Origin of the sequence: Martelella limonii (assembly GCF_013344475.1) — a bacterium.
Classification (GTDB): Bacteria; Pseudomonadota; Alphaproteobacteria; order Rhizobiales; family Rhizobiaceae; genus Martelella; species Martelella limonii.
Genome location: NZ_JABUOU010000007.1, coordinates 103833 through 128046, shown reverse-complemented (window position 1 = coordinate 128046; position 24214 = coordinate 103833). Strand labels below are relative to the sequence as shown.

The window sequence follows — 24214 nt, the reverse complement described above, 5'->3', positions numbered from 1 at the left end:
TTGAATGTGCCGTGGATATAGCGCCTCGCTTTCATTGAAAAAATTACATATATAATTAGAAATCGTTCTGTTTTATGGAAGTGAAGCCGATTGAACCTCCACCATCTGCGTCTGTTCAGGGCCGTTGCACGGGATGGCACGCTCACCGGCGCTGCCCGCGCGCTCAACCTCTCGCAATCCGCGCTTTCATCCCAGATCAAGACGCTCGAAGCATCTCTCGGGCATGACCTGTTCGAGCGGCGCGGCCGGGGCCTGGTGCTGACCGAAGCCGGCCGTATCGCGCTTGATCATGCCGAAGCGATCTTCCGAACGGCGGACGATCTGGCGGCAACGCTCAGGAATGCGGGCACGGCGCGCAGGGCCCTGCGCGTCGGCGCGCTCGCGACCTTGTCCCGAAACTTCCAGATCGGTTTCATCGAACCCCTGATCGGACGCGCCGATGTGGAGGCGGTGCTCAGATCCGGGGCCCAGCCTGAACTGCTGCGGGCCCTTGAGGCGCTGTCGATCGATGTGGTGCTGACCAACCTTGTGCCCGCGCGCGATGCCTCCAGCCCCTATCTGGTGCATGCCTTGTCGGAGCAGCCGGTCAGTCTGATCGGCCCTCCGGCAGCCGCCGGACTGGTCGGGCGGCCGCTGCCGGAGCTTCTGTCTGCCGAGCCCCTGATCCTGCCGACGCCGGAATCGGCGCTTCGGGCGTCCTTCGATGCGATGGTGGTGCAACTCGGCATTTCCCCGAGAATTGCAGCGGAAGCCGACGACATGGCGATGCTGCGCCTGCTGGCGCGCGCCAATGCCGGTCTTGCGGTCATCCCGCCGATTGTGGTGAGAGACGAACTCGCCTCGGGCCGCCTTATCGAGCTGGGCACCCTTGCCGGGCTCAAGGAGGAGTTCTTCGCCATCACCCTGCATCGGCGTTTCCCCAACCCGCTGGTTGCGGAGCTTCTTGGCGCCTATGAGACCCGCAGCGCTTCAACATGACAGGTTGTCGCAGCGCAGCGAGAGTGCACCACTTTTCGAGATGGTGTCTGGAAACTTGATGGCTGTTCGATCGAACGGCACTACTGAAAGCCGCCTCGCAAGTCCGGTCAGAAAGCCGCGCTCGCCGCAGGTTTCGTATAAGAAAAACGAATAATTCAATTCGATACAGAATTACAATTTATGTTGCGGCGCAACCAAGCGCATGAAATCATCTCCTGACAACAAGCCGAAAACGGCACTTCCAGTAGGAGAACACTATGAGATTTCACGCCAGGTCCGGCCTTGCCGGATTGTCGATGCTGCTTGCCGTTTCGGCAGCGCAGGCACAGGACACCATCAATACAGCTCTCGACGGCACCTTCGCGCCACACGCCATGCCGACGCTCGACGGCAAGGTCGAGGGTTTCAACGTCGATCTCGCAAGTCTGATCGGCGAGCGGCTGGGCAAGCCTGTGGAGCTGACGGCTGCACAGTTTTCCGGACTTATCCCGGCGCTTCAGGCCGGTACATATGATTTCCTCGCGGCGCCGATTACCGTCACCGAGGAGCGTTCTGCCAACATGCTCTTCACCGAAGGCTTCATGGACACCAATTTCGGTTTCCTGGTCCCTGAAGGCGCCCCCGACTACACCAGCCTCGAAGATTTCAAGGGTAAGACGATCGCGGTCAACAAGGGCTCCAACTATGAGAGCTTCCTGAAGGATCGTGCGGACGAATATGGCTGGACGGTGGAGAGCTACGGCACCAATACCGATGCCGTTGCAGCCGTCGTTGCCGGGCGCGCCGATGCCAATCTTGCCGGCGCGACCGTCGTCGCCTGGGCGGCCAAGAAGAACCCGCAGGTCAAGATTTCCTATGAATATCCGACCGGTCTGGTCTGGGGGCTTGCCTTCCGCAAGGATGATGTCGAGGGCAGAAACACCGTCGACAAGGCGATCGAATGCCTGAAGATCGACGGCTCGATGGCGGCGCTTTCGGAAAAGTGGTTCGGCGTCACCCCGAAGGAAGGCACCACGATCGTGACCCCGACCAAGGGCTACGGCGTTCCGGGCTTCGACGGCTATGTGGACGACGACCACACGCCCTCCTGCGATTTCTGATGTGAATGCCGCCGGGGAGGGCCGCATGGCCCGCTTCCCGGCTGCGCTGCAAGAGACTGGTCACGACATGCTGGAAATCGTCGCGCTCGAGAAGCGCTTTGCCGAAACAGAGGTTCTGCGCAAGATTGACCTCAAGGTCGAAAAGGGCGAGTTGGTGTTCGTGATCGGGCCGTCCGGGTCCGGCAAGAGCACGATGCTTAGATGCTGCAACCGGCTCGAGGAGCCGACCGGCGGCGACATCATCATTGCCGGCCGCAACATCATGTCCGGCACCCGCAACGACCTGAAACGCATGCGCCTGCAGGTGGGCATGGTGTTTCAGGGGTTCCACCTCTATCCGCACATGTCGGTGATCCGAAACGTCACGCTGGCGCAGAGAAAGGCGCTGAAGCGCACGGATGAGGAAGCGCGGGCCCGCGCGCTCGAAATGCTGGATCAGGTGGGCCTTGCCCACAAGGCCGATGCCTATCCGGCCGAGCTTTCCGGCGGCCAGCAGCAGCGCGTGGCGATTGCCCGTGCGCTGGCGCTCGATCCCAAGGTGATGCTGTTCGACGAGCCTACCTCAGCCCTCGATCCCGAGCTTGTCGGCTCGGTGCTCGCCGTGATGAAGGACCTGAAATCCAAGGGCATGACCATGCTGGTCGTCAGCCACGAGATGGGCTTTGCTCGCGAGACAGCCGACAGGGTGGTGTTCATGGATGGCGGGGTGATCGTCGAGGAGGGAACGCCCGAGGAAATCTTCGGCGCGCCCAAGATGGAGCGCACCAAGGCCTTCCTTTCGCGCGTATCGCATTAGGCCCGCCATGGACAGGTTTCTGAACACCTTCTTCAATCCGGACATGATGCGGACCTATGCGCCGGATGTCATTGCCGGCGTCTGGGTCACGCTCACGGTGGCAGGCGCCGTCATCGTCGCCGGCGTCCTCGGCGGTCTCCTGCTTGCCTGCCTCAGGACCTATGGACACCGGCCGCTCAATGTCGCGATCATCTGCTTTGCCGATATCTTCCGGGCGCTCCCGCCGCTCGTCGTCATCCTGCTGATGTATTTCGGTCTGCCGTCTGCGGGGATACGGCTCTCCGGCCCGATGGTGCTGTTCATCGTGCTGGCGCTCACGCTGGCCGCCTTCGCCGAGGAGCTTTTCTGGGCGGGCTTTGCCTCGATCGGCAAAGGCCAGTGGGAAGCCGGAACCGCGACCGGCCTCGGCTTCACCCAGACGCTGATCCATGTGGCGCTGCCGCAGGCCGTGCGTCTGGCAACCCCGCCGCTCGTCAACCGGGTGCTGGCGATCACAAAGATGACCGCGCTCGGCTCGGTGATTGGCGTTTCGGAAATCCTGTCGGCGGCACAATCGGCGCAGGCCTTTTCCGGCAGCGCCACGCCCCTGTCGCTTGCGGCGATTGCCTATCTGGTGATCTTCCTGCCGGTCGTTTTCATCGCACGCTGGCTGGAAGGCCTGCAGGATTGGAAGGCGAACTGAGATGCAGGCAATCATCGACCAGTTCTTCAATTTCGAGATCATGCGGCAGGCGCTGCCGATGCTGCTGACCGGGCTTGTGATGACGCTGAAGCTCTGCGTCGTCGTGGTGATCTTCGGCCTTGCCGGCGGACTTGCCGTCGCGCTCGGCGCTACCAGCCCGCGCCGCTGGCTCAGATACCCGACCATGGTGTTCGTCGACATCTTCCGGGCCATGCCGCCGCTGGTGCTGCTGATCTTCATCTATTCCGGACTGCCCTTCGCCGGCATCCGGATCAGCCCGTTTGCGGCCGTCGCGGTCGCCTTCCTGCTCAACAACTCGGCCTATTACGGCGAGGTCTACCGCGCCGGCATCCTGTCGATCGGGCGCGGCCAATGGGAGGCGGCGGCCTCCACCGGGCTCGGCATGCCGCAGGCGCTCGCCTATGTCATCCTGCCGCAGGCCGTCCGCAACGTGCTGCCGGAGCTGCTGTCGAACACTGTCGAGGTCATCAAGCTGACGTCGCTTGCCTCCGTCGTCTCGCTTGCGGAACTTCTCTATGCCGCCAACATGGCGCGCTCGATCACCTACAATGCCTCACCGCTGGTGCTTGCCGCCTTCATCTACCTTCTCCTGCTCTGGCCGCTGGTGCGGCTCGTCAGCCGCTTCCAGCGACAACTGGCGACGTAAGCGTTTTTGCCTCAAAGGAAATGCCCATGACCACGATGACGATTGCCGGCGCCCAGCTCGGTCCCACCCAGAAAGCCGACAGCCGCGAGCAGGTTGTCGCCCGCATGATTGCGCTTCTCGAACAAGCGGCTTCGAAGGGCGCGACGCTGGTCGTTTATCCCGAGCTCGCGCTGACGACCTTTTTCCCGCGCTGGTACATGCCCGACTGGAACGAGGTCGACACCTGGTTCGAGCGCGAAATGCCGAATGGCGCGACCATGCCGCTGTTCGAGCGCGCTCGCGATCTCGGCGTCGCGATCACCTTTGGCTATGCCGAGCTGACGCCGGACGGGCACCATTTCAACACCTCGATCCTGACCAACCGCAAGGGCGAAATCGTCGGCAAATACCGCAAGATCCACCTGCCGGGCCATGACGAATACGATCCGAACCGCGGCTTCCAGCATCTCGAGAAGCGCTATTTCGAGCCCGGCGATCTCGGCTTCAATGTCTGGCGCAACGAGGGCGTGATCATGGGCATGGCGATCTGCAACGACCGCCGCTGGCCGGAGACCTATCGCTGCCTCGGCCTGCAGGGCGTGGAACTGGTGACGATTGGCTACAACACGCCTGCCGTGAACGCGGAGATGAGCGCCGAGGGCAAGGAAAAGCGCCTGTTCCATTCCGAGTTGTCGCTGCAGGCCGGGGCCTATCAGAACGCGACCTTCGTCGCCGGCATCGCCAAGGCCGGTATGGAGGATGGCCATCCGCTGATGGGCGGTTCGATCATCGTCGATCCGGACGGTTTCATCCTGGCGCGCGCCGAGACCGAGGACGACGAGCTGATCACCGCAGACTGCGACTTTTCAAAATGCGCCTTCGGCAAATCGACGATCTTCGACTTCGCCCGCCACCGCCGCATCGAGCATTACGGCCGGATCACGTCGCAGACCGGCGTGAAGGTCGAGGTCTGAGGAACCACGCCGATGACATCGCCAGGCCCGATCCTCGTGATCAACCCCAACAGTTCCGAGCGCGTGACCGAGGGCCTGCGCGCGGCCCTTGCCGGCTTCATGCACCCGGACGCTCCGACCGTCGAATGCCTCACGATTGCTCATGGTCCGCCGGGCGTGGTAACACAGCGCGAGGTGGACGAGGCGGCGCTGAATGTCGGCCGCGTCATCGAGGAGCGCACCGATGCCATGGCCTACGTGATCGCCTGCTATTCTCAGCCCGGCGTCGATATCGCGCGATCCCTGACGAAGCGGCCGGTCTACGGCATTCAGGATGCGGGCGTGCTTTCGGCGCTTGCGGTCGCAGACAGTTTCGGCGTGGTGGCGGTGAGCGAGCTTTCGATCCCCCGGCATCTGCGTCAGCTCCGCCGTCTCGGCGTCGAGGGCCGGCTTGCCGGCGAGGTCGCGCTTGAAGGCAGCGTCAGCGTCGCAGACAGTGGACACGGGGAGGAAAGCTATGGCCTTCTCCAGAAGGCGGGCTCCAAGCTCAAGGCAATGGGGGCAGGCGCGATCGTGCTCGGCTGCGCCGGCATGTCGGGTCATCGCAAGCGGCTCCAGGGCGAACTAAGCCTGCCCGTCATCGATCCCACCCAGGCCGCCGTCGCCATGGCCTTTGGTTATGCGGTGACGGAAAACGCATGACGGAGGCGACCCCCGATATCTCGCTCCGCCTGCTCGAGATCTTCGATGCGGTGATGCGCTGCGGCTCGACGGTGGAAGCGGCGGAAGAGCTCGGAATTTCGCAGCCGGCCGTTTCCAGCGGATTGCGCCAGCTTGAAACCCATATCGGCGTCACCCTTTTCGAACGTCTTCATCGCAGGCTCCAGCCGACCGAGGAGGCGATGACCCTCCATGAGGAGATCAAGCCGGTCTTCGGTCTGGTCAAGGGCTTCAGCGCGCGGGCGCGCGATATCCGTCAGGGTGTGTCGGGCCGCCTTCGGATCATTTCAACGCCGCCGCTCGGTCATACGGTGGCGCCGCTTGCCATGCAGCGGTTTCTGAAGGATCGCGAGGGCGTCTCGGTCGCCTATGATGTGCGCAGGCTGGAACATGTCATTGCCGCCGTCCAGACCGGGGCGGCCGATATCGGGCTGGCGCTCGCGCTCAACGATCATCCTGCCGTCAATGTTTCGGTGATTGCGAAGACCCATATGGTCGCAGTCCTGCCGGAGGCGTCAGCGCCCGGGCAGACCGTCAGCGCCGCAGCGCTTTCCGGCCATCGCTTCATCGGTCTCGAAATCGATTCCCGTCTGGGGCAGATGGTCCGGGCGGCCTTCGAGCGCGACGGCGCACCCTATCAGCCCCGCGTGGAAGTGCGCTATTGCGCCACCGCCGCCGTTCTTGTCGGCGCCGGGATCGGGGCTGCCGTGATCGATCCCTTCAGCGCCGCCTTCCATGCCAAGCCTGATATTGCGGTGCGCGCCTTCCTGCCGCCGATCGAGATCACAGCCGTGATGATCACGCGCAAGGGCGTGCCGCGCTCGCGGCTGCTGCATGCCTTCATCTCGGAAATGAAACAGGCGCTCGCCGATTTCCAGGTTGCCGCGACGACTTCTTGAGCTTCTCAGGCCTTAAAGAACTAGCAGCGATTCATCATCCGCGATCAGGGCGCGGAGCAGGCCCTTTCGGGTGTTGTCGGTGTGCTGGATGATCGCCTCGCGGGTGGCCTCGCCGTCACGGGCGCGAAGCCCGGCGACGATGCGGGCATGGTCGGCGGAGGTTTCCGGGTTCACGTCGCGGATCGTGGCGCCCATGTGGAAGAGCCGCGTGGATTCCTCGAGATAGGAGCCGATCAGCGTGGCGAGCCGGGGTACCCGGGCCCCCTCGGCAATCGCGGCATGGAAATCATTGTTGGCCTTGATGAAGGCCGCAATCGTCGGCTCCTCGTCCGGCACATACTGCGCGTCCGAAAGCGCCTCGATCCGGTCGAGTTCCTCTTCGGTGAGGCGGGCAGCGGCGAGCTCTCCGGCAACGCCCTCAAGCGCCTTGCGCACCGTGAACACGTCGTTGACGCTTTTCACGGTAACCGCTGTCACCCGATAGCCGCGCCGGGGAAAGGCCTCGACCAGACCCTCGAGCGTCAGACGCGCCAACGCCTCGCGCACCGGCGTCTTGCTCATCGCCAGCCTTTCGGCCAGCTCCTGTTCGCCGATTTCCGCCCCCGGTTGCAACCGGCAGGTGATGATTTCGGCGCGCAAAAGCTCATAGGCCTGCGCCGTGAGCGACCTCGATTTGTCCTGCTGCGTGCCGTTCTTGCGAACGCTCGCCTTCGTCTCGCTCTTGCCGCGCGCCATTGCCACCCCCATTACCTCTCTTCCAGCGCCTTTGCCATACGCGCAAGCGCTTCGGCAAGGGTCTCTTTTGCACATGCGAAATTCAGGCGGACCCAGTTCTCAAGGCCCGGGCCGAAATCCGTCCCGCTGCTGAGGCCGATGCGGGCATGCTCCAGAAGCCAGTCATGAGCTGGTTTGTCGAGTTCATAACCCGAAAGATCGATCCAAGCGAGAAAGCTCGCTTCCGCCGGCAACAGTTTCGCCTTCGGAAGCCTGTCAGCCATGAAGGACTGCAAAAGATCGCGGTTCTCCGCAATCACAGCGCGAACGGCATTCCGCCATGCGCCGGCGTCGCGGTAAGCCGCCTCCATGGCGGCGAGCCCGAGAATGTTGACGCTGTCGACGAGGCCCTTTTTCGCAGCCATGAACGCGGTCCGGAGCTTCTCATCGGCAATCACGGCAAAGGCTGCCTTCAGACCGGCGATGTTCCAGGTCTTGCTCGCGGCCATCAGCGTGATCGTCCGCGCCTCGATCGCCTTCGAAAGCGATGCGACCGGAACATGCGTCCGGCCATCAAGCGTGAGGCCGCAATGGATCTCGTCCGACACCAGCACCATGTCGTTGCGGATGCAGAGTTCGGCCCGGAACGCCAGCTCGTCACGTGTATAAACGCGTCCGGTCGGGTTCTGCGGATTGCAGAGCAGCATGAGCTTCGAGCGCGCGGCCGCCTCTTCAAGGGCCGCTTGATCCGACGTCCAGCGTCCGTCATCGGACGGGCTCTGCCAGACGGCGGCGGTCTTCAACCCCCACGTCGCGGGTGCCGTGCGCAGAGGCTTGTAGACGGGAAACTCCTGCATCACCGTGTCGCCGGGCGCGGTGAAGGCGTTGAGCGCCATGTTGAAGCCCGGCTCCACGCCCGGCAGGAACACCAGCCATTCGGGCTCGATGTGCCAGCCATATTCGGCCGCAAGTGCTGAAACCAGGGTTTCGCGCAGGCTGTCGGTCGCGGCTCCATAACCGAGCACCGGATGGGCAAGGCGCTTTTCGATAGCGGCTATGATTTCGGGCGCGACCGCGAAATCCATGTCGGCGACCGGCAGCGGGATGACGTCGGGCCCGAAGGCCCGCCATTTGTTGGCATCGCTGCCGCGCCGGTCGACGGAGACGATCGCGGTCATCAAAGGCTCCGGATCATGCCGCCATCGGCACGGATCATCGAACCGGTGATGAAGCTTGCCTGTTCGGAGGCGAGGAAGGCGACGATCGCGGCGAACTCCTCCGGCCGGCCGTAGCGGCCCGCAGGGATGGTCTTGCGGGAGGCCTCGCGCACGGCATCCACGCTCTCGCCGGACTTCGCGGCCTTGCCGGCGTCGAGTTCGGCCACGCGGTCGGTCGCGATCCGGCCGGGCAGCACCATGTTGACGGTGATGCCCTTGTCGGCGACTTCGCCCGCAAGCGTCTTCGACCAGCCGGCCATGGCGCCACGCACGCCGTTCGACAGCGCCAGATTGGGGATCGGCACCTCGATGCCCGATGAACCGATGGTGATGACGCGGCCCCAGCCCTTGTCGCTCATGCCGGCAAGGGCAGCATCCGTGAGTTCGAACACGGGCGTTGCCATGGCGGCGAAGGCCGCCTGCCAGGCAGCAGCCGACTGGCCGCGCGCGGGTCCGGCTTTCGGACCGCCGCAATTGTTGACGAGAACATCGACCGGCTCCTTGGCAAGCAGGTCCTTCATAGCCGCAACCGACTGCGGGTCTTCGAGATCGAGCGCAACAGCGGTGATCCGCGCGGCGATTTCGGGCGAAAGGCCCTGAGGCAGGGCGCCGGAGCGGGAGGCGGCGATCACGGTCGCACCTTCTTCGGCGAGAAGGGCGGCGGAGGCGGCCCCAAGACCACGGCTTGCGCCGATCACCAGCGCGCGTTTTCCGGAAAGTTTGAAGTCCATCAGCCAAGTTCCTTCAGTCTTTTTGTCTGTCTTTCGATGAGGCGTTCAACCTCGGCAATCGCGGCCGGCGCCAGTCCGGCGCCCGGCTTGCGCAGGGCGGCGGAGGCAATCGCGCCGCGCTTTGCGAGCGCATATTTGCGCACGGCAAGGCCGAGGCCCGGCTGCTGCTCGTAGCGCACCAGCGGCAGATAGGCGTCGAAGATATCCTGTGCCCGGTCCATGTCGCCGGCGTCGGCAAGCGCGACCACATCCGCCATCATTTCGGGATAGCCGAAGCCGGTCATCGCGCCATTGGCGCCGCGCGCCATCTCTTCCGGCAGGAACACGCCGCCATTGCCGCAGAGGATCGAGATCCGGCGGCGGCCCTTGCCTTCGGCATCGCGCAGCGCCGAGATCTTGGCAAGGCCCGGCCAGTCCTCATGCTTCAGCATGACGATCTGCTCGTTTTCCTCGATGATCCGGCCCATCAGCGGCACGGAGATCTGCACGCCCGTCGACAGCGGGAAATCCTGCAGCACGACAGGCACGCCATCGCCTGCGGCGGCGCAGGCCTGGCTGTAATAGGTCGCGATCTGCTCGTCGGTCCGGAGGCTTCCGGGCGGGGCGATCATCACGCCGGCAGCACCCATATCCATCACGGCCCCGGAAAGCTCGGAGATCGCGGCAAGGCCCGGGGCCGAGACGCCGGCGACAACCGGCGTATCGCCAGCACGCTTGATCACGCGCGCGACGATTTCGCGGGCTTCCGCCTGCGTCAGCTTCGGCGCCTCGCCCATCATGCCGAGCACGGTGATGCCGGTCGCGCCCTTTTCAATGTAGAAGTCGGTAACGCGGTCGAGGCTGTCGAAATCGACGGCGCCGTTTTCGTGAAACGGCGTGACCGAGATCACGTAGACGCCCTTGGCGTCATTGGTCAGAAGGCTCATTTTCCCTATCCTCAGTTGCCGAACCAGCAATCGGCGCCGCGGGCGAGATAGCGCCCCGAGCCCTGCCGGCCGGTGATGGTGTTGCCGTCAAAGCCCCGTTCGCCGCGCAGATACGTGGCCGCGACCTTGACCGTGAAGGTGTCGCCATGGAAGGGCGACCAGTTCAGCCCGTCATGGGCCTTGGCCTCATCCCAGATGAAGGCGCCTTGTTCCAGAATGGCGAAATCCGCATCCATGCCGACCCGGATCGAGCCCTTGCGGTCGGAAAGGCCGAAGAAGGTGGCCGGACGCTCCGAGAGCTGCTCGGCGGCGAGCATGGCGGCATCGAGCCCGCGCGCTTCCGCGGCGGTGAAGAAGGCGGGCAGCAGGGTTTCAAGCCCCGGCACGCCGGCGCCGGCGTCGAAGATCGAGTCCGTCAGCTTGCCGTCGATCGGCCAGCTCGAATGGTCCGACGAGGTGAAGGCGACAAGCCCGTCGACGATCGCATCCCAGAGATTGTCGACCTCGCCGGGGCGGATCGGCGGGTTGACCTTCATGCGCGGGCCGAGCCTTTCGCCATCGCGGGCGGCATCGAACCAGAGATAGTGCACGCAGGTTTCCCCCGTCGCGCGCACGCCGAGATCGGCAAAGGCGCCGACCTGCGAGAACCCGTCGCCGCTCGACAGATGCACCGGATGGGCATGCGCCCCGGTTGCCTGCGCGAGCGCCAGGAACTGGGCGGTTGCTGCAAGCTCGGCCGCCACGGGCCGGGCGGTGGAGTGGGCGTTGATGCCGTTTTCGCCGGCAGCGCGGGCGCGCGCCATCCGCTCCAGCACGATCTCCTGATCCTCGTTGTGAAGGCCGATGGGAAGATTGGTGGGCGCAAGCTTTTCCATGATGTCGAGCATCAGCGCGGCATCGATGCGGGGAAAGCGCGTCGGCGAGCTTTCGAACGAGGAGATCTTGAAGGCAACGACGCCGCCGTCGATCAGCGCATCGATCTGATCCGTGCCGGTCTCGGCGGTAATCGTTCCATAAAGCGCGACATCGGCATGGCTGTGGGTGGCGATCGCGTCGACCTTGGCCTTGAGCCGTTCGGGGCGGTCCAGAGGGGTTGGGTTGTCGAACGGCATGTCGACCAGCGTGGTGACGCCGCCGGCAATCGCCGAGCGGGTGGTATCGCCGATGCCCTCAAGGCCCTTGGCGCTGGTGGCATGGGTCTGGCCGTCGATTACGCCGGGCATGATCAGCCGGTCACCGTAGTCGACGGTTTCCGCCGCCTCCGGCGGGGTCGTCGTGCTGTCGCCGATCGCCGCGATCTTGCCGTCACGAACGGCGATCCAGCCGCCCTCGATGGCGGCGAGCGGGGTGATGACGGTTCCGCGCAGTAGCAGGTCCATAATTAAGCCTTTGCAAGATATTCGAGATTGAGAGCGGAGATGGCGGCGGCAACGCCCGCCTGCACCGGATCGATGACCGGTACGCCGATCGCCTGCTGCAGGAACGGGCGCTGGTTGCCCATGCCGGCACAGCCGAGCACGATGACATCGGCGCCATCCTTTCCCGCGAGCGCCTTGCCGGTTTCGATGACCTTTTCGCGCGACAGTCCCTCGTCGCCTGATTCTTCGACCGTGAGATCCGCCGAACGGTCACCGGCGAGCCGGGCGGTGATGCCGAGCCCCTCGATCCGCACCGCGTGGCGGGCAATCGAAGACGGGCCGAGCGAGACGACGCCGAAGCGCCGGCCGAACTGGAGTGCGGCGTAATAACCGGCCTCGGCAACGCCGATCACCGGGATTTCCGTCACCGCCGCGCGGGTAGCATCGACGCCCGGATCGGAAAAGCAGGCGACGACCACGGCGTCGGCATCGCCGATGAGCGCCCGCGCCCGCACCATCGGGCCGACGGCTGCGACATCGGCATCGCTCTCGATGCCGAGCGGTGCCTCCGGCAGGCGCTCGAACACGAGCTGGTGGTTGGTGGTCGCGGCAAGGCCTGCAACGGAGCGACGGATGGACTCCGTCACCTTTTCGGAACTGTTGGGGTTCAGAACGAGAATACGCGCCATGATGGTGTTACTCTATCGGCTCACGCGGCCTCTTGGCGCATGACAAAATGATCGGGGCCGACTGCGTCATAGGTGCGGTGCGGCGGCATGAAGTCGGCGGGGAAGATCGGGCTTTTCAGCTCCTGAAGCGGAATGTTGCGCCGCATCAGCCGGCGCGCGGGATCGGGTTCCGGCACGGCGGAGAGCAGACGGCGCGTATAGGGGTGGGCGGGATTGGCGAAGATCTCGGCGCGCGGGCCGATCTCGACGATCTCGCCGAGCAGCATGACGGCGACCCGGTGGCTGATGCGCTCGACCACGGCCATGTCATGGCTGATGAACAGATAGGAAAGCCCGAGCTCCTGCTGCAGCCGCATCATCAGGTTCACGACCTGGGCCTTGATGGTGACATCGAGGGCGGAAACGGACTCGTCCGCGATGATCAGCTTCGGATCGAGCCCGAGCGCGCGGGCGATCGCGATGCGCTGGCGCTGTCCGCCGGAAAATTCATGCGGCCAGCGCGTGGCCATATCCGGCGACAACCCGACCTGCTCGAGAAGGGAGGCAACCTTCGTGCGCGCCTCGGCGGGCGTGGTGAGACCATGGGCCAGCATCGGCTCCGCGATCGCCTCTCCGATCCGCATGCGCGGATTGAGGCTGGAGAACGGGTCCTGAAAGATCATCTGCATCGATTGGCGAAGCTTCAGCAGGCCCTTGCGCGAAAGGTGCGAAACATCCTGGCCGTGAAGCGTCACCGTTCCGGAGACGGGCTTGGTCAGCCGCAAAATGGCGCGACCCGTGGTCGACTTGCCGCAGCCCGATTCCCCGACAAGCGCCAGCGTCTCGCCCTTCTTCAGCGAGAACGAGACATTCTCCACCGCGTGGACACGGGCATGAACCCGCCCGAGGACGCCCTTTCGCAGGTCGAAGCGCGCGCAGAGGTTCTTGACCTCAAGCACCGGCGCACCCGCGTGGTCGACGGTGTCGACCGGTTCGGCCAGAATGCCGTCTCGCCCCGGATAGGGGCGGGGGACGGGACTGTCGCCGAGATCACCGAGACGGGGAGCTGCCGCCAGAAGGTCGCGGGTGTAATCGGTTTTCGGTCGGGCGAAGACGTCTTCGGTCGCGCCGGTCTCCAGCATTTTGGAGCGGTACATGACGACCGTCTTTTCCGCGATCTCGGCGACGACGCCCATGTCGTGGGTGATGAACATCACCGCCATATGGTCTTCGTCCTGCAATTCCTTGATCAGCTCGAGGATCTGCGCCTGGATCGTGACGTCGAGCGCTGTGGTCGGCTCGTCGGCGATCAGCAGCTTCGGCGCGCAGGCAAGTGCCGTCGCGATCATCACGCGCTGAAGCATGCCGCCCGACATTTCATGCGGATATTCCGAGGCCCGCTTTGCGGCAGCCGGAATGCGCACCCGGTCCATCAGCCGGATCGCTTCCCTCCGCGCCTCCGCTTTCGGCAGGCCGCGATGCCGCCGCAGCGGCTCGGCAATCTGAGCGCCGACAGACATTACCGGGTTCAGTGACGTCATCGGTTCCTGGAAGATCATCGCGACTTCATTGCCGCGCACATTTTGCATCTCTTCTTCGGAAAGCTTGAGAAGATCACGGCCCCTGAAGTGAATTTCGCCGGTAACGCGCGCCTTGCGCTTGGGCAGCAGCCCCATCACCGAGAGCGCGGTGACGCTCTTGCCCGAGCCTGATTCTCCGACAACGGCCACGGTTTCGCCCGCGTCCACGTCAAAACTCACGCCGTCCACGACATTGCGCCAGCCATCGGCGGTCGAAAAGGCGGTGGTCAGGTTGCGGACGGACAGAACGGTCATGGCGACGATTTTCCATGGAGGAGTGCGAGAGACTTTTTTGTTGCATCGATTTACACCGCATTGCAATCATTCTGTCAAATATAAAGTTCTTCGTGATATATCTATAAAACGAAATTATGGAGGTCGGATATTGAGGATCGATAGTGAGACGCGCGGCAAGGTGCTGGTAACGCCGCAGGCGCTTTTCGAGATGATAGAGAGTGGTGCCGCGCCGCACATCATCGTGGTGCAGTCCACCAACCCCTATACCGGCGCCGACTCGCGCAACGGCGTCTATATTCCGGGCGCGGTGGAAGCAGAGGCCTATCGCGATTTCCAGGGTCCGGCGAGCCCGGAGGCGGGCAATCGTCCGCTCCCCGCAATCGCCGATCTGGAGGTCGCGGCAAGGGCATGGGGGCTGACATGCGAGCGCCCGATCATCATCTACGACGCCGACCGGGCGATGACTGCGGCGCGGGCGTGGTGGGTGCTGAAATGGGCGGATCTGCCGGATGTGCGCGTGCTGGATGGCGGCCTGCCGGCCTGGATTTCCGCCGGACTTCCGACCGAGGATGAACCGTTTATTCCCGAAAAATCAGATATTTCGCTCTCACCTGGCCATATGCCGCAGTTCGACGCCGAACAGGCGGCGGGACTTGCGGAAGAGGGCGTCCTGCTCGACGCCCGCATCCGGCCGAACTATATCGGCGGCCCCGAGGTCGGCGGCGATCCGGCGCGCGGACATATACCGGGCGCCCTCAGCGCGCCGACGCTCGATACGCTGACCGACCCCGGCCCGTTTGCCGATAGCGCCACGCTGAAGGAACTGTTCTCCGGCCTTGGCATCGACGGCGTAAAACCGGTCGGGGTCTATTGCGGGGCGGGCATGTCGGCAGCCCACGAGGTGCTGGCGCTTGCCGCCATCGGCGTCGAGGCGGCGATGTATCCGGGGTCATGGTCGCACTATGTCAGCCGAGGCGACCGGCCGGTGAAGCGTGGACCGTTTCCGCGATGATCAAGGTGTGTGCAGCGCCCTTGTGCAGATGCACAAACGGTAATCATGTGACATGTTTTCTGACGAAATTGGATGCTTCATTTCACATGAATCGATTTTTGATATTGCAAAAGAAATATCACGGGTATTGAAATAGCGACGACCGGAAAAATCCGGCAGGTCGAAAACAAGAGGAGTTCAGTATGAACCTGACCCGCAGATCCTTCGGGGCGATGTCAGGTGCTGCATTGGCCATGGGCTTTGCCGCCATCGTGTCCGCCGGTGCTGTCGCCAGCTTCGCCACTACCGCCACCGCGCAAGAGAGCGAAACGCTCGTGATTGCGGTCCCATCCGATCCGGCCGGCCTTGAGCCCGGCATCAACAAGGCCGAACCGGTCGGCAGCGAGATCATCCTCAACGTGTTCGACACGCTGGTTGCCTGGAAGGCACCGGATTTTGCCGAGCTTGAAGGCCGGCTTGCCAACGACTGGTCGATCTCCGACGATGGCAAGACCTTCACCTTCGACCTGCAGGAAGGCGTGGCATTCCAGGATGGCACGCCGTTCAACGCGGAGTCGGTGAAGTTCTCGCTTGAACGCACCAAGGAAATGAACCCTTACGTCGAAGCCTCCCTCGGCATGATCGACAGCATCGAGACGCCGAGCGACAGCGAGGTGGTAATCCAGCTGAGCGAGCCCTATCCGGCCTTCATGTCGATCCTCGCCCAGCCGCAGGCAGCGATCGTCTCGCCCGCCGCAGTCGAGAAATACGGCGACGACTTTGCCAACCATCCGGTCGGCACGGGCCCGTTCGCATTCCGCGCCTATGAGCCGGACACCCGCGTGGTGCTCGACGCCAACCCGGACTATTTCCGTGGCGCGCCGAAGCTGAAGCGCCTGATCTACCGGATCATTCCCGAGGCCTCGACCCGCAGGCTGGAGCTGGAAAATGGCGGCATCGACGTCATCCAGCAGCAGAGCCAGCTTTCCGCCGTTCCCTCCGAAGAGATGAAGGCTTTCGCCGACAACGCCGACATCACGATCATCGAGAAGCCCTCGCAGATCATCCGCCAGCTCGAGTTCAACAACTCGAAGACGGATTCGCCGGTTGCCGATATCAAGGTGCGCGAAGCGATCGCCCATGCGATCGACTATGACGGTCTGCTCTCCGGCGTCTTCGACGGCACGGCCGAGCGCGTCTACGGTCCGCTCACCTCCAACAGCTGGGCCTTCGATCCCAAGGTCGAGGAACTTGCGCCTCGCTATGATCCCGAGCTTGCCAAACAGCTGCTCGCGGAAGCCGGCTACAAGCCAGGCGACCTGAACCTCAAGCTCTACTCCTTCCAGGGCTCGCTCTGGGGCGATGTCGCGACCTTCGTCCAGGCCAATCTCGCAGATGTCGGCATCAATACGGAGATCGCCCAGACGGAATTCCCGTCCTACCGGGCACTGCATGTTGCCGGTGACTGGGACATCGCGCTCGATGGCCGCCAGCCGTGGTACAACGACCCGGATGCGCACATCACGATCGGCTATCTCTCCGGCCTGAAGAATTCGGCCATGACCTTCCGCATGCCCGAGAATGAAGAGCTCGACGCTCTGATCGTCAAGGCGCAGCAGGACCCCGACATGGATGCCCGCAAGGCGCTTTATGGCGAAATCCAGGAAGAGCTCGTGAAGGAGGTTCCGGCGGCCTATCTGTTCAGCCCGAAGCTGATCGTGTTCACCCGTTCGAACGTCGATGGCCTGGTCATCAACTCGGCTCCGCCGCTGACCGAATATTTCGGCGTCTCGAAGCAGTAAGCGCCCCGTTCAAGGGCTTTCGCGACAGGCCCCGGCCCGCTTCCCCGAAAGGGGCGGCGGGCCGGGGCGAAACTCTACCAGATGTGCTTTTGGCGGCGACATCAGTCGCCCCGAAAGCACAGGACGGCTCGGTGCCCTCCCAGCCGGGCCGTCTCCTTTCGCAAGGTGATTGAATGTTTGCATTTCTTGTGCGGCGGTTGCTGGCGCTGATACCGGTGCTGCTGCTGGTCCTGGTGATCGTGTTTTCGCTGGTACGCCTCATTCCGGGCGATCCGGCCGTCACCCTGCTCGGCCCTGGCGCCACTGAAAGCCAGATCGCCGCGCTGCGCGCCCAGCTCGATCTCGACCAGCCGGCGCTGGTGCAATTCTGGAGCTATTTCACCGGGCTCCTGCATGGCGACATGGGCAATTCGCTGAAGAGCGGCCAGCCGGTACTGAGCGAGATCCTGATCCGCCTGCCGGCCACGCTCGAAATCTCGATCACCGCGGTTCTGATCGCCATTCTGATCGGCATTCCGATCGGCGTCGTCACCGCAACCCGCGCCAATTCCGGTTTCGACCACACCGTGCGCGTCATTTCGCTGACGGGCGTTTCGATGCCGGCCTTCCTGCTGGCGCTGCTGCTGCAGCTGGTATTTGCCACCTGGCTTGGCTGGCTGCCGGTGTCTGGCCGCATCTCGCCCTATTTCTTCGTCGACCGGGTCACCGGCTTTTCGATCATCGACGCCTGGCTGTCGGGCGAGCCCGGCGCGGTGGCAAGCGCCATCGCCCACATGGTGCTGCCGACCACCGTCCTCGCGGTGTTCCTGGCGGCGACGCTTGGCCGCTTTGTGCGCTCGACCATGCTGGAGGTGATGGATGAGGACTTCGTGCGCACCGCCCGCGCCAAGGGCCTGAGCCGCCATGATGTCGTCTATAACCACGCGCTGCGCAATTCGCTGCTGCCGGCGATCACCGTGGTCGGCCTCAAATTCGCGGAAATGCTGGGCGGCGCGATCCTGACCGAGACGATCTTCTCCTGGCCGGGGATCGGGCGCTACATGTACGAGGCGATCCGCAACCGCGATTACCCCGTCATCCAGGGCGCAACCCTGGTGTTCGCGCTGATGTTCATGCTGACCTCGCTGATCGTCGACATTCTCTATGCCGTGCTCGACCCGCGCGTCCGCCGCAAGATGAGCTGAGGAGACACTGATGCGCGACCTGAAACGCTTCCTTGCCAACAACACGCTCGCCCTCGTCGGCACGATCGTGCTTGCCATCCTGCTGCTCGCCGTCCTGATCGGCCCCTTCTTCCTGCCGTCGCCGCTCGCCATCAACATGGCCGACAAACTGCAGCCGCCATCGCTCAGCCATTGGCTCGGGACCGACAATTTCGGCCGCGACATGCTGTCCCGCGTCTTGAATGGCGGGCGTTACACGCTGGCGATCGGCGTGTTCGTGGTGGCCGCCGCCTTCATGGTTGGCGTGTTCTTCGGCCTCGTCGCCGGTTTTGCCGGCGGCATCGTCGACACCGTGATCATGCGCATCGTCGACGCGATCCTGTCGTTTCCGGCCCTCGTGCTGGCGATTGCGCTTGCCGCCGCCTTCGGCCCGAGCCTGCAGAACGCCATGATCGCGGTCGCGATCACGCTCGCCCCGCAATTTGCCCGCGTTGCCCGCGCGCAGTCGCTCGGCGTGTCATCGAGGCTCTATGTCGAGGCCGCTTATGCGCTGGGGCTTCCGCGTGGTCGCATCCTCAACCGCTACATTCTTGTCAATTCGATCGGCCCGCTGCTGGTGCAGGCCTCGCTCGCCTTCGGCAGCGCCATCCTGCAGACCTCGGCGCTCGGCTTCCTCGGCCTCGGCGCCCAGCCGCCGCTGCCCGAATGGGGGGCTGACGTGTCTGCCAATCTGAGCTTCGTGCGCTCCAGCCCTTGGACGGCGCTCGGGCCCGGCTTTGCGATCCTGATCACGGTGCTTTCCTTCAACCTGATCGGTGATAGCCTCGCCGACTGGTTCAATCCGCGCCGCAGGAGTGCTGCATGATCACGATCGCGCTCGAAAAGATCGATTTCCTGCCGCCCGACCGCGTCACCGACGATGCCAGCATCCTGACGCTGAAGAACCTGGTGCTGGAGCCGATGTTGCGCTGGGAAAACGGCGCGGCCCGGCCGGGCCTGTTCGACCGCTGGCATCTCTCCGACGACGGATGCCGCTGGACCCTGACGCTGCGTGACGGCGCTGCCTATCACGACGGAGCGCCGGTAACGGCCGATGACGCCAGGCGGTTCATCGTGGCGATCTGCGATGCCCGCGACATGTTCGGCATGCCCTGGTCCTATGCCCGCTATCTGGAAGGTGCCGAGATCACCGCAGAAGGCGCCGTGCTTTCGATCGCGACGCCGGACGCCTTTCCCGACCTGCCGGACATTCTTTCCGAATTCTACCTGCCGAAGATCGCCCCCGACGGAACCGCGACGATCGGCACGGGGCCGTGGCAGGTCGTTGCCTTCGAGCGCGGCGCATCCGTGACCGTCCGTCACAGCGACGGGCGGGAACTGCGGCTGATCGCGATGCCGGAGGCCGAAGCGCGGCTTCAGGCGCTGAGCGCCGGCGAGATCGACGTCGCCACCCATCTGGAGCGGCTTGACACGCCGCGGCGGAGCCTCGACGGCCATGTCTGGCATGAACAGCCGACCACGCTTTCGGTGATCGCCTATATGAACGGTAGGGAAGGGGCCTTTGCCGATCCCAGCCTTCGCCTCGCCGCAAATCTCGCGCTCGACCGAGAGAAGCTGGTGTCCGAAGTCATGGGCGGGCTTGGCGTGCCGGCAAAAACCATCGTCAGCCCGTTCCACAACGGCATGGCCGATCAAATGCCCGATATCCCCTTCGACCCGGAAAGGGCCGCAGCCCTCGTCGCCGCCTCCGCCGCGCCGAAGACGCTTACCCTGCGCACCCCGCTCTACATGCCCGAGCGCGCGCCGGAGATTGCTGCCTTCATCGCAAAAAGCCTTCAGGCCGTCGGGTTTGCGGTCACCATCGATACGGCCCATGACCGTCCCGGCTATGCTCGCGAACTCGGCGCCAAGAAGACCGGCGATCTCGCGATCTTCGATTCCTCGCCCCACAGCACGTTCCGGGTGTTGGACGACAAGATTTCGTCGCGCTCCCGCGCCGTCTGGTGGCAGGGCGTCGAGGATCAAGAGGCCGATCAGCTGTTCGAAACCGCACGTCGCACGGTCGCGACCGAAGCCCGCGCAAAGGCCTATGCCCGCGTGCTTGCCCATCTCGGCGCGCACCCGCACTGGCTCTATCTGTTCCACCCCATCGACTGCATGGCGCATGCCGCAGGGCTCGACGGCTTCAGCCTCGATCCCAAGGGCTATCTTCGCGTCGCCTGAATAAAAAGAGGACCATCATGATCACCGAAGGCCTGAAAGAATGCGCGATCACCTTCTATTATTACGAGGACATCCACGCGGTTGCCCCGTTCTATGAGGATGTGCTCGGCTTCGAACTCGTGCTCGACCAGGGTCTCGCCCGGATCTACCGGATCGCCGGCAACGCCTATTTCGGCATCGTCGACGGCAACAAGGGCCATCTGAAGCACCAGCCGAAGAGCGCCGCACTGCTGACCGTCGTCTCCGAGGACGTCGAAGCCTGGCACGAGAAGCTTTCTAAGGCCGGCGTCACGGGCCTTTCCGGGATGCTGCGCGGCAATTACTGCGAACACTTCTTCTTCGAGGATCCGGCGGGCTACGCGATCGAGATCCAGCGCTTTCACAATCCCGAGGTCGCCAAGCTGTTCAAATGACCACCGAGAAGACAGCCACCGAGGGTGGGCCTCACGATGCGACGATCCTGCCGCTGCTCGCCCGCTTCACCCATGAGGACAAGGAAGCCAAGGGGCTGCGCGCCTTCAGCGGCGAGGCGGCCGGGCCGCGCCGGCCGGTGCATTTCACCGCCGCCGAAATGGTGTTCATGTTCCCGGCGCTGCTGCTCCACGCCCCCGATGGCGGCGGCAAGACCACCTTCGGTCGGCTGTTGTCCGAAGCGCTGAACGGGGACGGGCGTGCCCGCGACACTTGCTTCCGCCCGGCCTATCGCAACGCCGAGGGCGACCTTCTGGCGCAGGACCTGCCCGAGGTGCTGCCTCAGGCCGTTCTCTGCGGCCGCGACGATGATGTCGATGCCATGCTTTCCGCAATCCTTGCCGGTGACGACGCGCCGGTTCTCCTGATCATCGACGCGTTGGAAACCCGTGCCGATCCCGAAGCGCTGCTCGCCCGCTGTGCGGTCGCCATCACCGAGCGGCCCTCGCTCCGGCTTCTCATCCTCTGCGAAAGCCGCGCGCTCGAAGGCATCCGCCGCCCGGCGAGCATCCCGGAATACGGGCTTCTCGGCCTAGCGCTGCCGGAACGTGCCGTCTTCGAGACCGGGAACGGGCTGTCCGCTGCCCATGACGATCGGGCGTTCTTGCTCCCCGGCCTCTGGCGGCTCTCGCTCGAACGCGGCCGGCCGGTGGCACCCCGCGACGCTGCCGCGCTCGCCCCGGCCGATGCCGACTGGGCCGAAACCTTCCGCGATGCCACGGCGCTTGAGGCGATGAGCGACGCGGCGCTGCTGGAAGCCGTCACCGCCCGGCCGGACCGGTGGGCCGGCCCGCTCGACCTTCTCTGCGACTGGATCGGTCCCGATGCGCCAAGGGCGGCAGCATTGGCGCGTGGCCTTGCGCGTTCTGAAGCCGATCTGCCCGTGCTGCTCTGCGCCGGAAAACTGGTCGCGACCGGCACGCCCGAAGCCGAAGCGCTGACCGCCGCGCTGGTGGACGCGATCGCGACAGGCGGTGCGCCGGCCGGCCTCAGACGGCGCGCGGGCGAGGTTCTCGCAAGGCTCGGCGATCCGCGCGACCTCGAAGAGCTGGCAAGCGTTGCTGCCGGCCTTTACCCGATGGGCGGCGACATCCACCCGAACTCCGCGCCGCCGCACCACGCACCGGTCGGCGATTTCAGGATCGGCGTCTACCCGGTCGTCAACGCCGCCTATCTCCGCTTCGTCACAGAAACCGGCCGGTCCTGGAAGAGCGTCAATGGCCGCGACCCGGAGCGCGCCTCCCATCCGGCAACCGATCTCACCTGGCATGATGCCCGCGCCTATTGCGTCTGGGTGACGGAGAAATGGCGCGCCGAGGGCCGCATCGGAGCGGAAGAGATCGCCCGCCTGCCCTTTGAGCGTGAATGGGAGGCGGCCGCACGCGGGCCCTCCGGCCTTATCTATCCGTGGGGCGAGACGTGGGCCGCGGAGCACGCCGATGGCGAGGAAACCGGCTTCAACGACATTTGCACCGTCGGCCTGTTTCCCGAAGGCCGCGCGCCGTCGGGCACGCTCGACATGGCGGGGCAGGTCTGGGAATGGTGCACGACGCTCTGGGGCCCGGACATGGCCACGCCCTCCTTCGCCTTCCCTTGGCAGGCGGATGGCCGCGAGGCGCTCGATGCCCCCGCCGATATCCGCCGGGTGCTGCGCGGCGGCTGCTTCTCCAGCCCTGCATGGAAGGCAAACGGCGTCTATCGCGGCTCGCTCGAACCCGCCGGCTCCTGGCGCGGCAACGGCTTCCGGATCGTGGTGGCGAAGGGCTGAGGGCTGAAACGGTCGTTCGCCTCTGACATATTGCGCAGTCGGGCGGAACCGCTTGGCGGGTCAGGGTTGCGCCTTGGCAGCAAGCGCCGCGACACCGATCAGGCCGGCGTCCGCGCCCGTCCTTGCCGCTCTCAACGTTGGTCTCAGCCGTTCCGGCAGGGTCGCAAGCTTGCTCGAAACGTGATCGAGGAAGCCGTTTGCAAGGCCAATTCCTCCACCGATGATGATGGCGTCGGGATCGAGCATCACCTTGATATCTGCGCAGAGCGCTGCAACCCTCTCCGCCGAGCCATTGACGATGTCGCGCGCCCAGTCGGCGCCCTGGGCGGCAGCGGCGAATACGGATGGCGCATCGGCATCATGGCCGCGCCGGGCGGCCTCTGCCGCAATGAATTTGCCGGAAACCCGGTCCTCGAGCGGCGCGAGGCCGCTGCGGGTGCTTCCGGTCAGGCCGAAATGACCGGCAAGACCGGTCATCAGCCTGCCCCCTGCGATCACGCCACCGCCGATCCCGGTCGATATCGTCAGGAAGACGATCGATTGCGGCGACTTGCCGGCCGCCATATATTCGCCCCATGCCGCCGCCTGGGCATCGTTTACGGCGAAAACCGGCCCCCCGAAGAGGCCTTCTGCCTTCTCAGCCAGAGGATAGCGGCCGGGAATGGGAAGCGTCTTCGGGTTCAAGGCCTGCCAGTATCCGTCTTCCACCAGGCCTGTGGCTGCGATGCCGACGCGGGCATACCGACCGCTCCAATCCTGCGCGGCTGAAGCGATCGCTTCAAGCCAGCGATCGGGCGTGCCGCCGGCATCTGTCGCAATCCTGACCTTCTCGATCACCCCCATTCCCGAAACCAGAGCCGCCATGGACTTGGTGCCTCCGATATCGATGGCAAGAACCGGCTCTGCCTCCGTCCGATAGGCCTCGGCCAGCGCCTCGCTGAACCAGGAGGTGACATGTTCGGTGCGGGTGATCGCAGAGCCGACGGTAACGGCGTAGGCGCCTGCGCGCGCAGCTTCCGCAGCCTGTTCCGGCGTGCGAATGCGGCCTTCTGCGATCACGTACGGGGTGAGGGCGGCGATCGCCGCAATGAGGTCGATATCGGGGTCAACCGGCTCAGGGCCGCCGACATAGCCCGAAAGCGTGGTGCCGATGAAACCGATACCGCAGGCAAGGGCGTGGCGGGCATCTGCGACCGATGAACAGTCCGCCATGGTAAGCTTTCCATGCGTGCGGGCCGCTTCTGCAAGCTCTGCGAGCGCAACCGGACGGGGGCGGCTTGTCGCATCGAAGGCAATGATATCCGCCCCGGCTTCGACCAGATCGTCCACATCGGACAGAAACGGCGTGATGCGCACCGGACTGTCTTGAAGATCGCGCTTGACGATGCCGATGATCGGAACATCGACGGCAGGGCGCACGGCCCGGACGTACCGCGCGGATTCGATGCGGATGGCCGCCGCACCTGCTGCAACGGCCGCCCGGGCAAGGCCCGTCACGAAGGATGGCGCATCCATCGGGCCGCCGGGGATGGGCTGGCAGGATACGATCAGGCTGTTCTTCAGGATATCTGGCTGCACGGTAACTCTCGCT

General features: G+C 64.5%; 23 protein-coding genes. 15 read left to right on the top strand and 8 right to left on the bottom strand.

The genetic code is table 11. From position 1 onward, the window contains the following. Positions 1-90 precede the first annotated feature (90 nt). The 8 genes from HPQ62_RS15035 (at position 91) to HPQ62_RS15000 (ending at position 6774) form a co-directional block, all read left to right on the top strand. On the top strand, positions 91-978 hold the full coding sequence (locus HPQ62_RS15035; protein ID WP_174803385.1) for a LysR family transcriptional regulator: 888 nt from the start codon (positions 91-93) through the stop codon (positions 976-978). A gap of 257 nt (positions 979-1235) precedes the next feature. Next, positions 1236-2078: a transporter substrate-binding domain-containing protein gene (locus tag HPQ62_RS15030; protein ID WP_174803384.1), complete on the top strand. Its 843-nt coding sequence runs from the start codon at positions 1236-1238 to the stop codon at positions 2076-2078. Positions 2079-2103: 25 nt separating this feature from the next. Continuing rightward, on the top strand, positions 2104-2874 hold the full coding sequence (locus tag HPQ62_RS15025; RefSeq protein WP_342343718.1) for an amino acid ABC transporter ATP-binding protein: 771 nt from the start codon (positions 2104-2106) through the stop codon (positions 2872-2874). Between the two features lie 7 nt (positions 2875-2881). Beyond that, positions 2882-3556, top strand: coding sequence for an amino acid ABC transporter permease (locus HPQ62_RS15020; RefSeq protein ID WP_174803383.1), 675 nt, complete (start codon positions 2882-2884; stop codon positions 3554-3556). Position 3557: 1 nt separating this feature from the next. Then, the gene (locus HPQ62_RS15015) at positions 3558-4223 is read left to right on the top strand and encodes an amino acid ABC transporter permease (RefSeq protein WP_174803382.1); all 666 of its coding nucleotides are present in this window, start codon (positions 3558-3560) and stop codon (positions 4221-4223) included. A 26-nt stretch (positions 4224-4249) separates the two neighbouring features. Beyond that, positions 4250-5176, top strand: a complete 927-nt coding sequence (locus HPQ62_RS15010) for an N-carbamoyl-D-amino-acid hydrolase (protein ID WP_174803381.1) — start codon at positions 4250-4252, stop codon at positions 5174-5176. 12 nt (positions 5177-5188) lie between these two features. Continuing rightward, on the top strand, positions 5189-5857 hold the full coding sequence (locus HPQ62_RS15005; protein WP_174803380.1) for an aspartate/glutamate racemase family protein: 669 nt from the start codon (positions 5189-5191) through the stop codon (positions 5855-5857). Next, complete coding sequence (locus tag HPQ62_RS15000) at positions 5854-6774, top strand: LysR family transcriptional regulator (RefSeq protein ID WP_174803379.1); 921 nt, start codon at positions 5854-5856, stop codon at positions 6772-6774. The genes HPQ62_RS15005 and HPQ62_RS15000 overlap by 4 nt, the downstream gene beginning before the upstream one ends. Positions 6775-6786: 12 nt before the next feature. Here HPQ62_RS15000 and HPQ62_RS14995 read toward each other — a convergent pair whose 3' ends face one another. Genes HPQ62_RS14995 through HPQ62_RS14965 form a run of 7 tightly spaced genes read right to left on the bottom strand, consistent with a single transcriptional unit; the run spans position 6787 to position 14223 of the window. Beyond that, positions 6787-7521: a GntR family transcriptional regulator gene (locus HPQ62_RS14995; RefSeq protein WP_244629712.1), complete on the bottom strand. Its 735-nt coding sequence runs from the start codon at positions 7519-7521 to the stop codon at positions 6787-6789. Further along, positions 7521-8666 (bottom strand): MalY/PatB family protein, encoded by a 1146-nt coding sequence (locus tag HPQ62_RS14990; protein ID WP_174803378.1) that lies wholly within the window; start codon positions 8664-8666, stop codon positions 7521-7523. The genes HPQ62_RS14995 and HPQ62_RS14990 overlap by 1 nt, the downstream gene beginning before the upstream one ends. Next, positions 8666-9436 (bottom strand): SDR family oxidoreductase, encoded by a 771-nt coding sequence (locus HPQ62_RS14985; RefSeq protein WP_174803377.1) that lies wholly within the window; start codon positions 9434-9436, stop codon positions 8666-8668. The genes HPQ62_RS14990 and HPQ62_RS14985 overlap by 1 nt, the downstream gene beginning before the upstream one ends. After that, positions 9436-10362 (bottom strand): dihydrodipicolinate synthase family protein, encoded by a 927-nt coding sequence (locus HPQ62_RS14980; RefSeq protein WP_174803376.1) that lies wholly within the window; start codon positions 10360-10362, stop codon positions 9436-9438. The genes HPQ62_RS14985 and HPQ62_RS14980 overlap by 1 nt, the downstream gene beginning before the upstream one ends. An 11-nt stretch (positions 10363-10373) precedes the next feature. Continuing rightward, entirely contained in the window at positions 10374-11741 is a 1368-nt protein-coding gene (locus HPQ62_RS14975; RefSeq protein WP_174803375.1) for a dihydroorotase, read from the bottom strand. A 2-nt stretch (positions 11742-11743) separates the two neighbouring features. Further along, positions 11744-12409, bottom strand: a complete 666-nt coding sequence (locus HPQ62_RS14970) for an aspartate/glutamate racemase family protein (RefSeq protein ID WP_174803374.1) — start codon at positions 12407-12409, stop codon at positions 11744-11746. Between the two features lie 20 nt (positions 12410-12429). Next, positions 12430-14223 carry an ABC transporter ATP-binding protein gene (locus HPQ62_RS14965; protein ID WP_174803373.1) on the bottom strand — a complete coding sequence of 598 codons (1794 nt, stop codon included), beginning with the start codon at positions 14221-14223 and terminating at the stop codon, positions 12430-12432. A gap of 130 nt (positions 14224-14353) precedes the next feature. Between HPQ62_RS14965 and HPQ62_RS14960 the strand changes: the two genes are divergently transcribed. The 7 genes from HPQ62_RS14960 (at position 14354) to HPQ62_RS14930 (ending at position 22623) form a co-directional block, all read left to right on the top strand. Next, entirely contained in the window at positions 14354-15217 is an 864-nt protein-coding gene (locus HPQ62_RS14960; protein WP_174803372.1) for a sulfurtransferase, read from the top strand. Between the two features lie 182 nt (positions 15218-15399). After that, a complete protein-coding gene (locus HPQ62_RS14955) occupies positions 15400-16998 on the top strand; it encodes an ABC transporter substrate-binding protein (protein WP_244629711.1) in 1599 nt (532 codons plus the stop codon). A 173-nt stretch (positions 16999-17171) separates the two neighbouring features. Continuing rightward, positions 17172-18182: an ABC transporter permease gene (locus tag HPQ62_RS14950; protein ID WP_174803371.1), complete on the top strand. Its 1011-nt coding sequence runs from the start codon at positions 17172-17174 to the stop codon at positions 18180-18182. 10 nt (positions 18183-18192) lie between these two features. Further along, positions 18193-19026, top strand: a complete 834-nt coding sequence (locus tag HPQ62_RS14945) for an ABC transporter permease (protein ID WP_174803370.1) — start codon at positions 18193-18195, stop codon at positions 19024-19026. Continuing rightward, the gene (locus HPQ62_RS14940; RefSeq protein ID WP_174803369.1) at positions 19023-20384 is read left to right on the top strand and encodes an ABC transporter substrate-binding protein; all 1362 of its coding nucleotides are present in this window, start codon (positions 19023-19025) and stop codon (positions 20382-20384) included. The genes HPQ62_RS14945 and HPQ62_RS14940 overlap by 4 nt, the downstream gene beginning before the upstream one ends. Before the next feature lie 17 nt (positions 20385-20401). Further along, positions 20402-20797 (top strand): VOC family protein, encoded by a 396-nt coding sequence (locus tag HPQ62_RS14935; RefSeq protein ID WP_244629710.1) that lies wholly within the window; start codon positions 20402-20404, stop codon positions 20795-20797. Further along, entirely contained in the window at positions 20794-22623 is a 1830-nt protein-coding gene (locus HPQ62_RS14930) for a formylglycine-generating enzyme family protein (protein WP_174803368.1), read from the top strand. Before HPQ62_RS14935 ends, HPQ62_RS14930 begins: the two co-directional genes overlap by 4 nt. A gap of 60 nt (positions 22624-22683) precedes the next feature. On the opposite strand, the gene HPQ62_RS14925 is transcribed toward HPQ62_RS14930, so the two are convergent. Further along, complete coding sequence (locus HPQ62_RS14925) at positions 22684-24201, bottom strand: putative N-acetylmannosamine-6-phosphate 2-epimerase (RefSeq protein ID WP_174803367.1); 1518 nt, start codon at positions 24199-24201, stop codon at positions 22684-22686. Positions 24202-24214 lie beyond the last annotated feature (13 nt).

What these genes read in the sequence shown, in the direction of transcription:
- HPQ62_RS15030 (WP_174803384.1), top strand. Translation starts at nt 1,236, where the DNA reads ATGAGATTTCACGCCAGGTCCGGCCTTGCCGGATTGTCGATGCTGCTT.
- HPQ62_RS15025 (WP_342343718.1), top strand. Translation starts at nt 2,104, where the DNA reads ATGGCCCGCTTCCCGGCTGCGCTGCAAGAGACTGGTCACGACATGCTG.
- HPQ62_RS15020 (WP_174803383.1), top strand. Translation starts at nt 2,882, where the DNA reads ATGGACAGGTTTCTGAACACCTTCTTCAATCCGGACATGATGCGGACC.
- HPQ62_RS15015 (WP_174803382.1), top strand. Translation starts at nt 3,558, where the DNA reads ATGCAGGCAATCATCGACCAGTTCTTCAATTTCGAGATCATGCGGCAG.
- HPQ62_RS15010 (WP_174803381.1), top strand. Translation starts at nt 4,250, where the DNA reads ATGACCACGATGACGATTGCCGGCGCCCAGCTCGGTCCCACCCAGAAA.
- HPQ62_RS15005 (WP_174803380.1), top strand. Translation starts at nt 5,189, where the DNA reads ATGACATCGCCAGGCCCGATCCTCGTGATCAACCCCAACAGTTCCGAG.
- HPQ62_RS15000 (WP_174803379.1), top strand. Translation starts at nt 5,854, where the DNA reads ATGACGGAGGCGACCCCCGATATCTCGCTCCGCCTGCTCGAGATCTTC.
- HPQ62_RS14995 (WP_244629712.1), bottom strand. Translation starts at nt 7,521, where the DNA reads ATGGGGGTGGCAATGGCGCGCGGCAAGAGCGAGACGAAGGCGAGCGTT.
- HPQ62_RS14990 (WP_174803378.1), bottom strand. Translation starts at nt 8,666, where the DNA reads ATGACCGCGATCGTCTCCGTCGACCGGCGCGGCAGCGATGCCAACAAA.
- HPQ62_RS14985 (WP_174803377.1), bottom strand. Translation starts at nt 9,436, where the DNA reads ATGGACTTCAAACTTTCCGGAAAACGCGCGCTGGTGATCGGCGCAAGC.
- HPQ62_RS14980 (WP_174803376.1), bottom strand. Translation starts at nt 10,362, where the DNA reads ATGAGCCTTCTGACCAATGACGCCAAGGGCGTCTACGTGATCTCGGTC.
- HPQ62_RS14975 (WP_174803375.1), bottom strand. Translation starts at nt 11,741, where the DNA reads ATGGACCTGCTACTGCGCGGAACCGTCATCACCCCGCTCGCCGCCATC.
- HPQ62_RS14970 (WP_174803374.1), bottom strand. Translation starts at nt 12,409, where the DNA reads ATGGCGCGTATTCTCGTTCTGAACCCCAACAGTTCCGAAAAGGTGACG.
- HPQ62_RS14965 (WP_174803373.1), bottom strand. Translation starts at nt 14,223, where the DNA reads ATGACCGTTCTGTCCGTCCGCAACCTGACCACCGCCTTTTCGACCGCC.
- HPQ62_RS14955 (WP_244629711.1), top strand. Translation starts at nt 15,400, where the DNA reads ATGAACCTGACCCGCAGATCCTTCGGGGCGATGTCAGGTGCTGCATTG.
- HPQ62_RS14950 (WP_174803371.1), top strand. Translation starts at nt 17,172, where the DNA reads ATGTTTGCATTTCTTGTGCGGCGGTTGCTGGCGCTGATACCGGTGCTG.
- HPQ62_RS14945 (WP_174803370.1), top strand. Translation starts at nt 18,193, where the DNA reads ATGCGCGACCTGAAACGCTTCCTTGCCAACAACACGCTCGCCCTCGTC.
- HPQ62_RS14940 (WP_174803369.1), top strand. Translation starts at nt 19,023, where the DNA reads ATGATCACGATCGCGCTCGAAAAGATCGATTTCCTGCCGCCCGACCGC.
- HPQ62_RS14935 (WP_244629710.1), top strand. Translation starts at nt 20,402, where the DNA reads ATGATCACCGAAGGCCTGAAAGAATGCGCGATCACCTTCTATTATTAC.
- HPQ62_RS14930 (WP_174803368.1), top strand. Translation starts at nt 20,794, where the DNA reads ATGACCACCGAGAAGACAGCCACCGAGGGTGGGCCTCACGATGCGACG.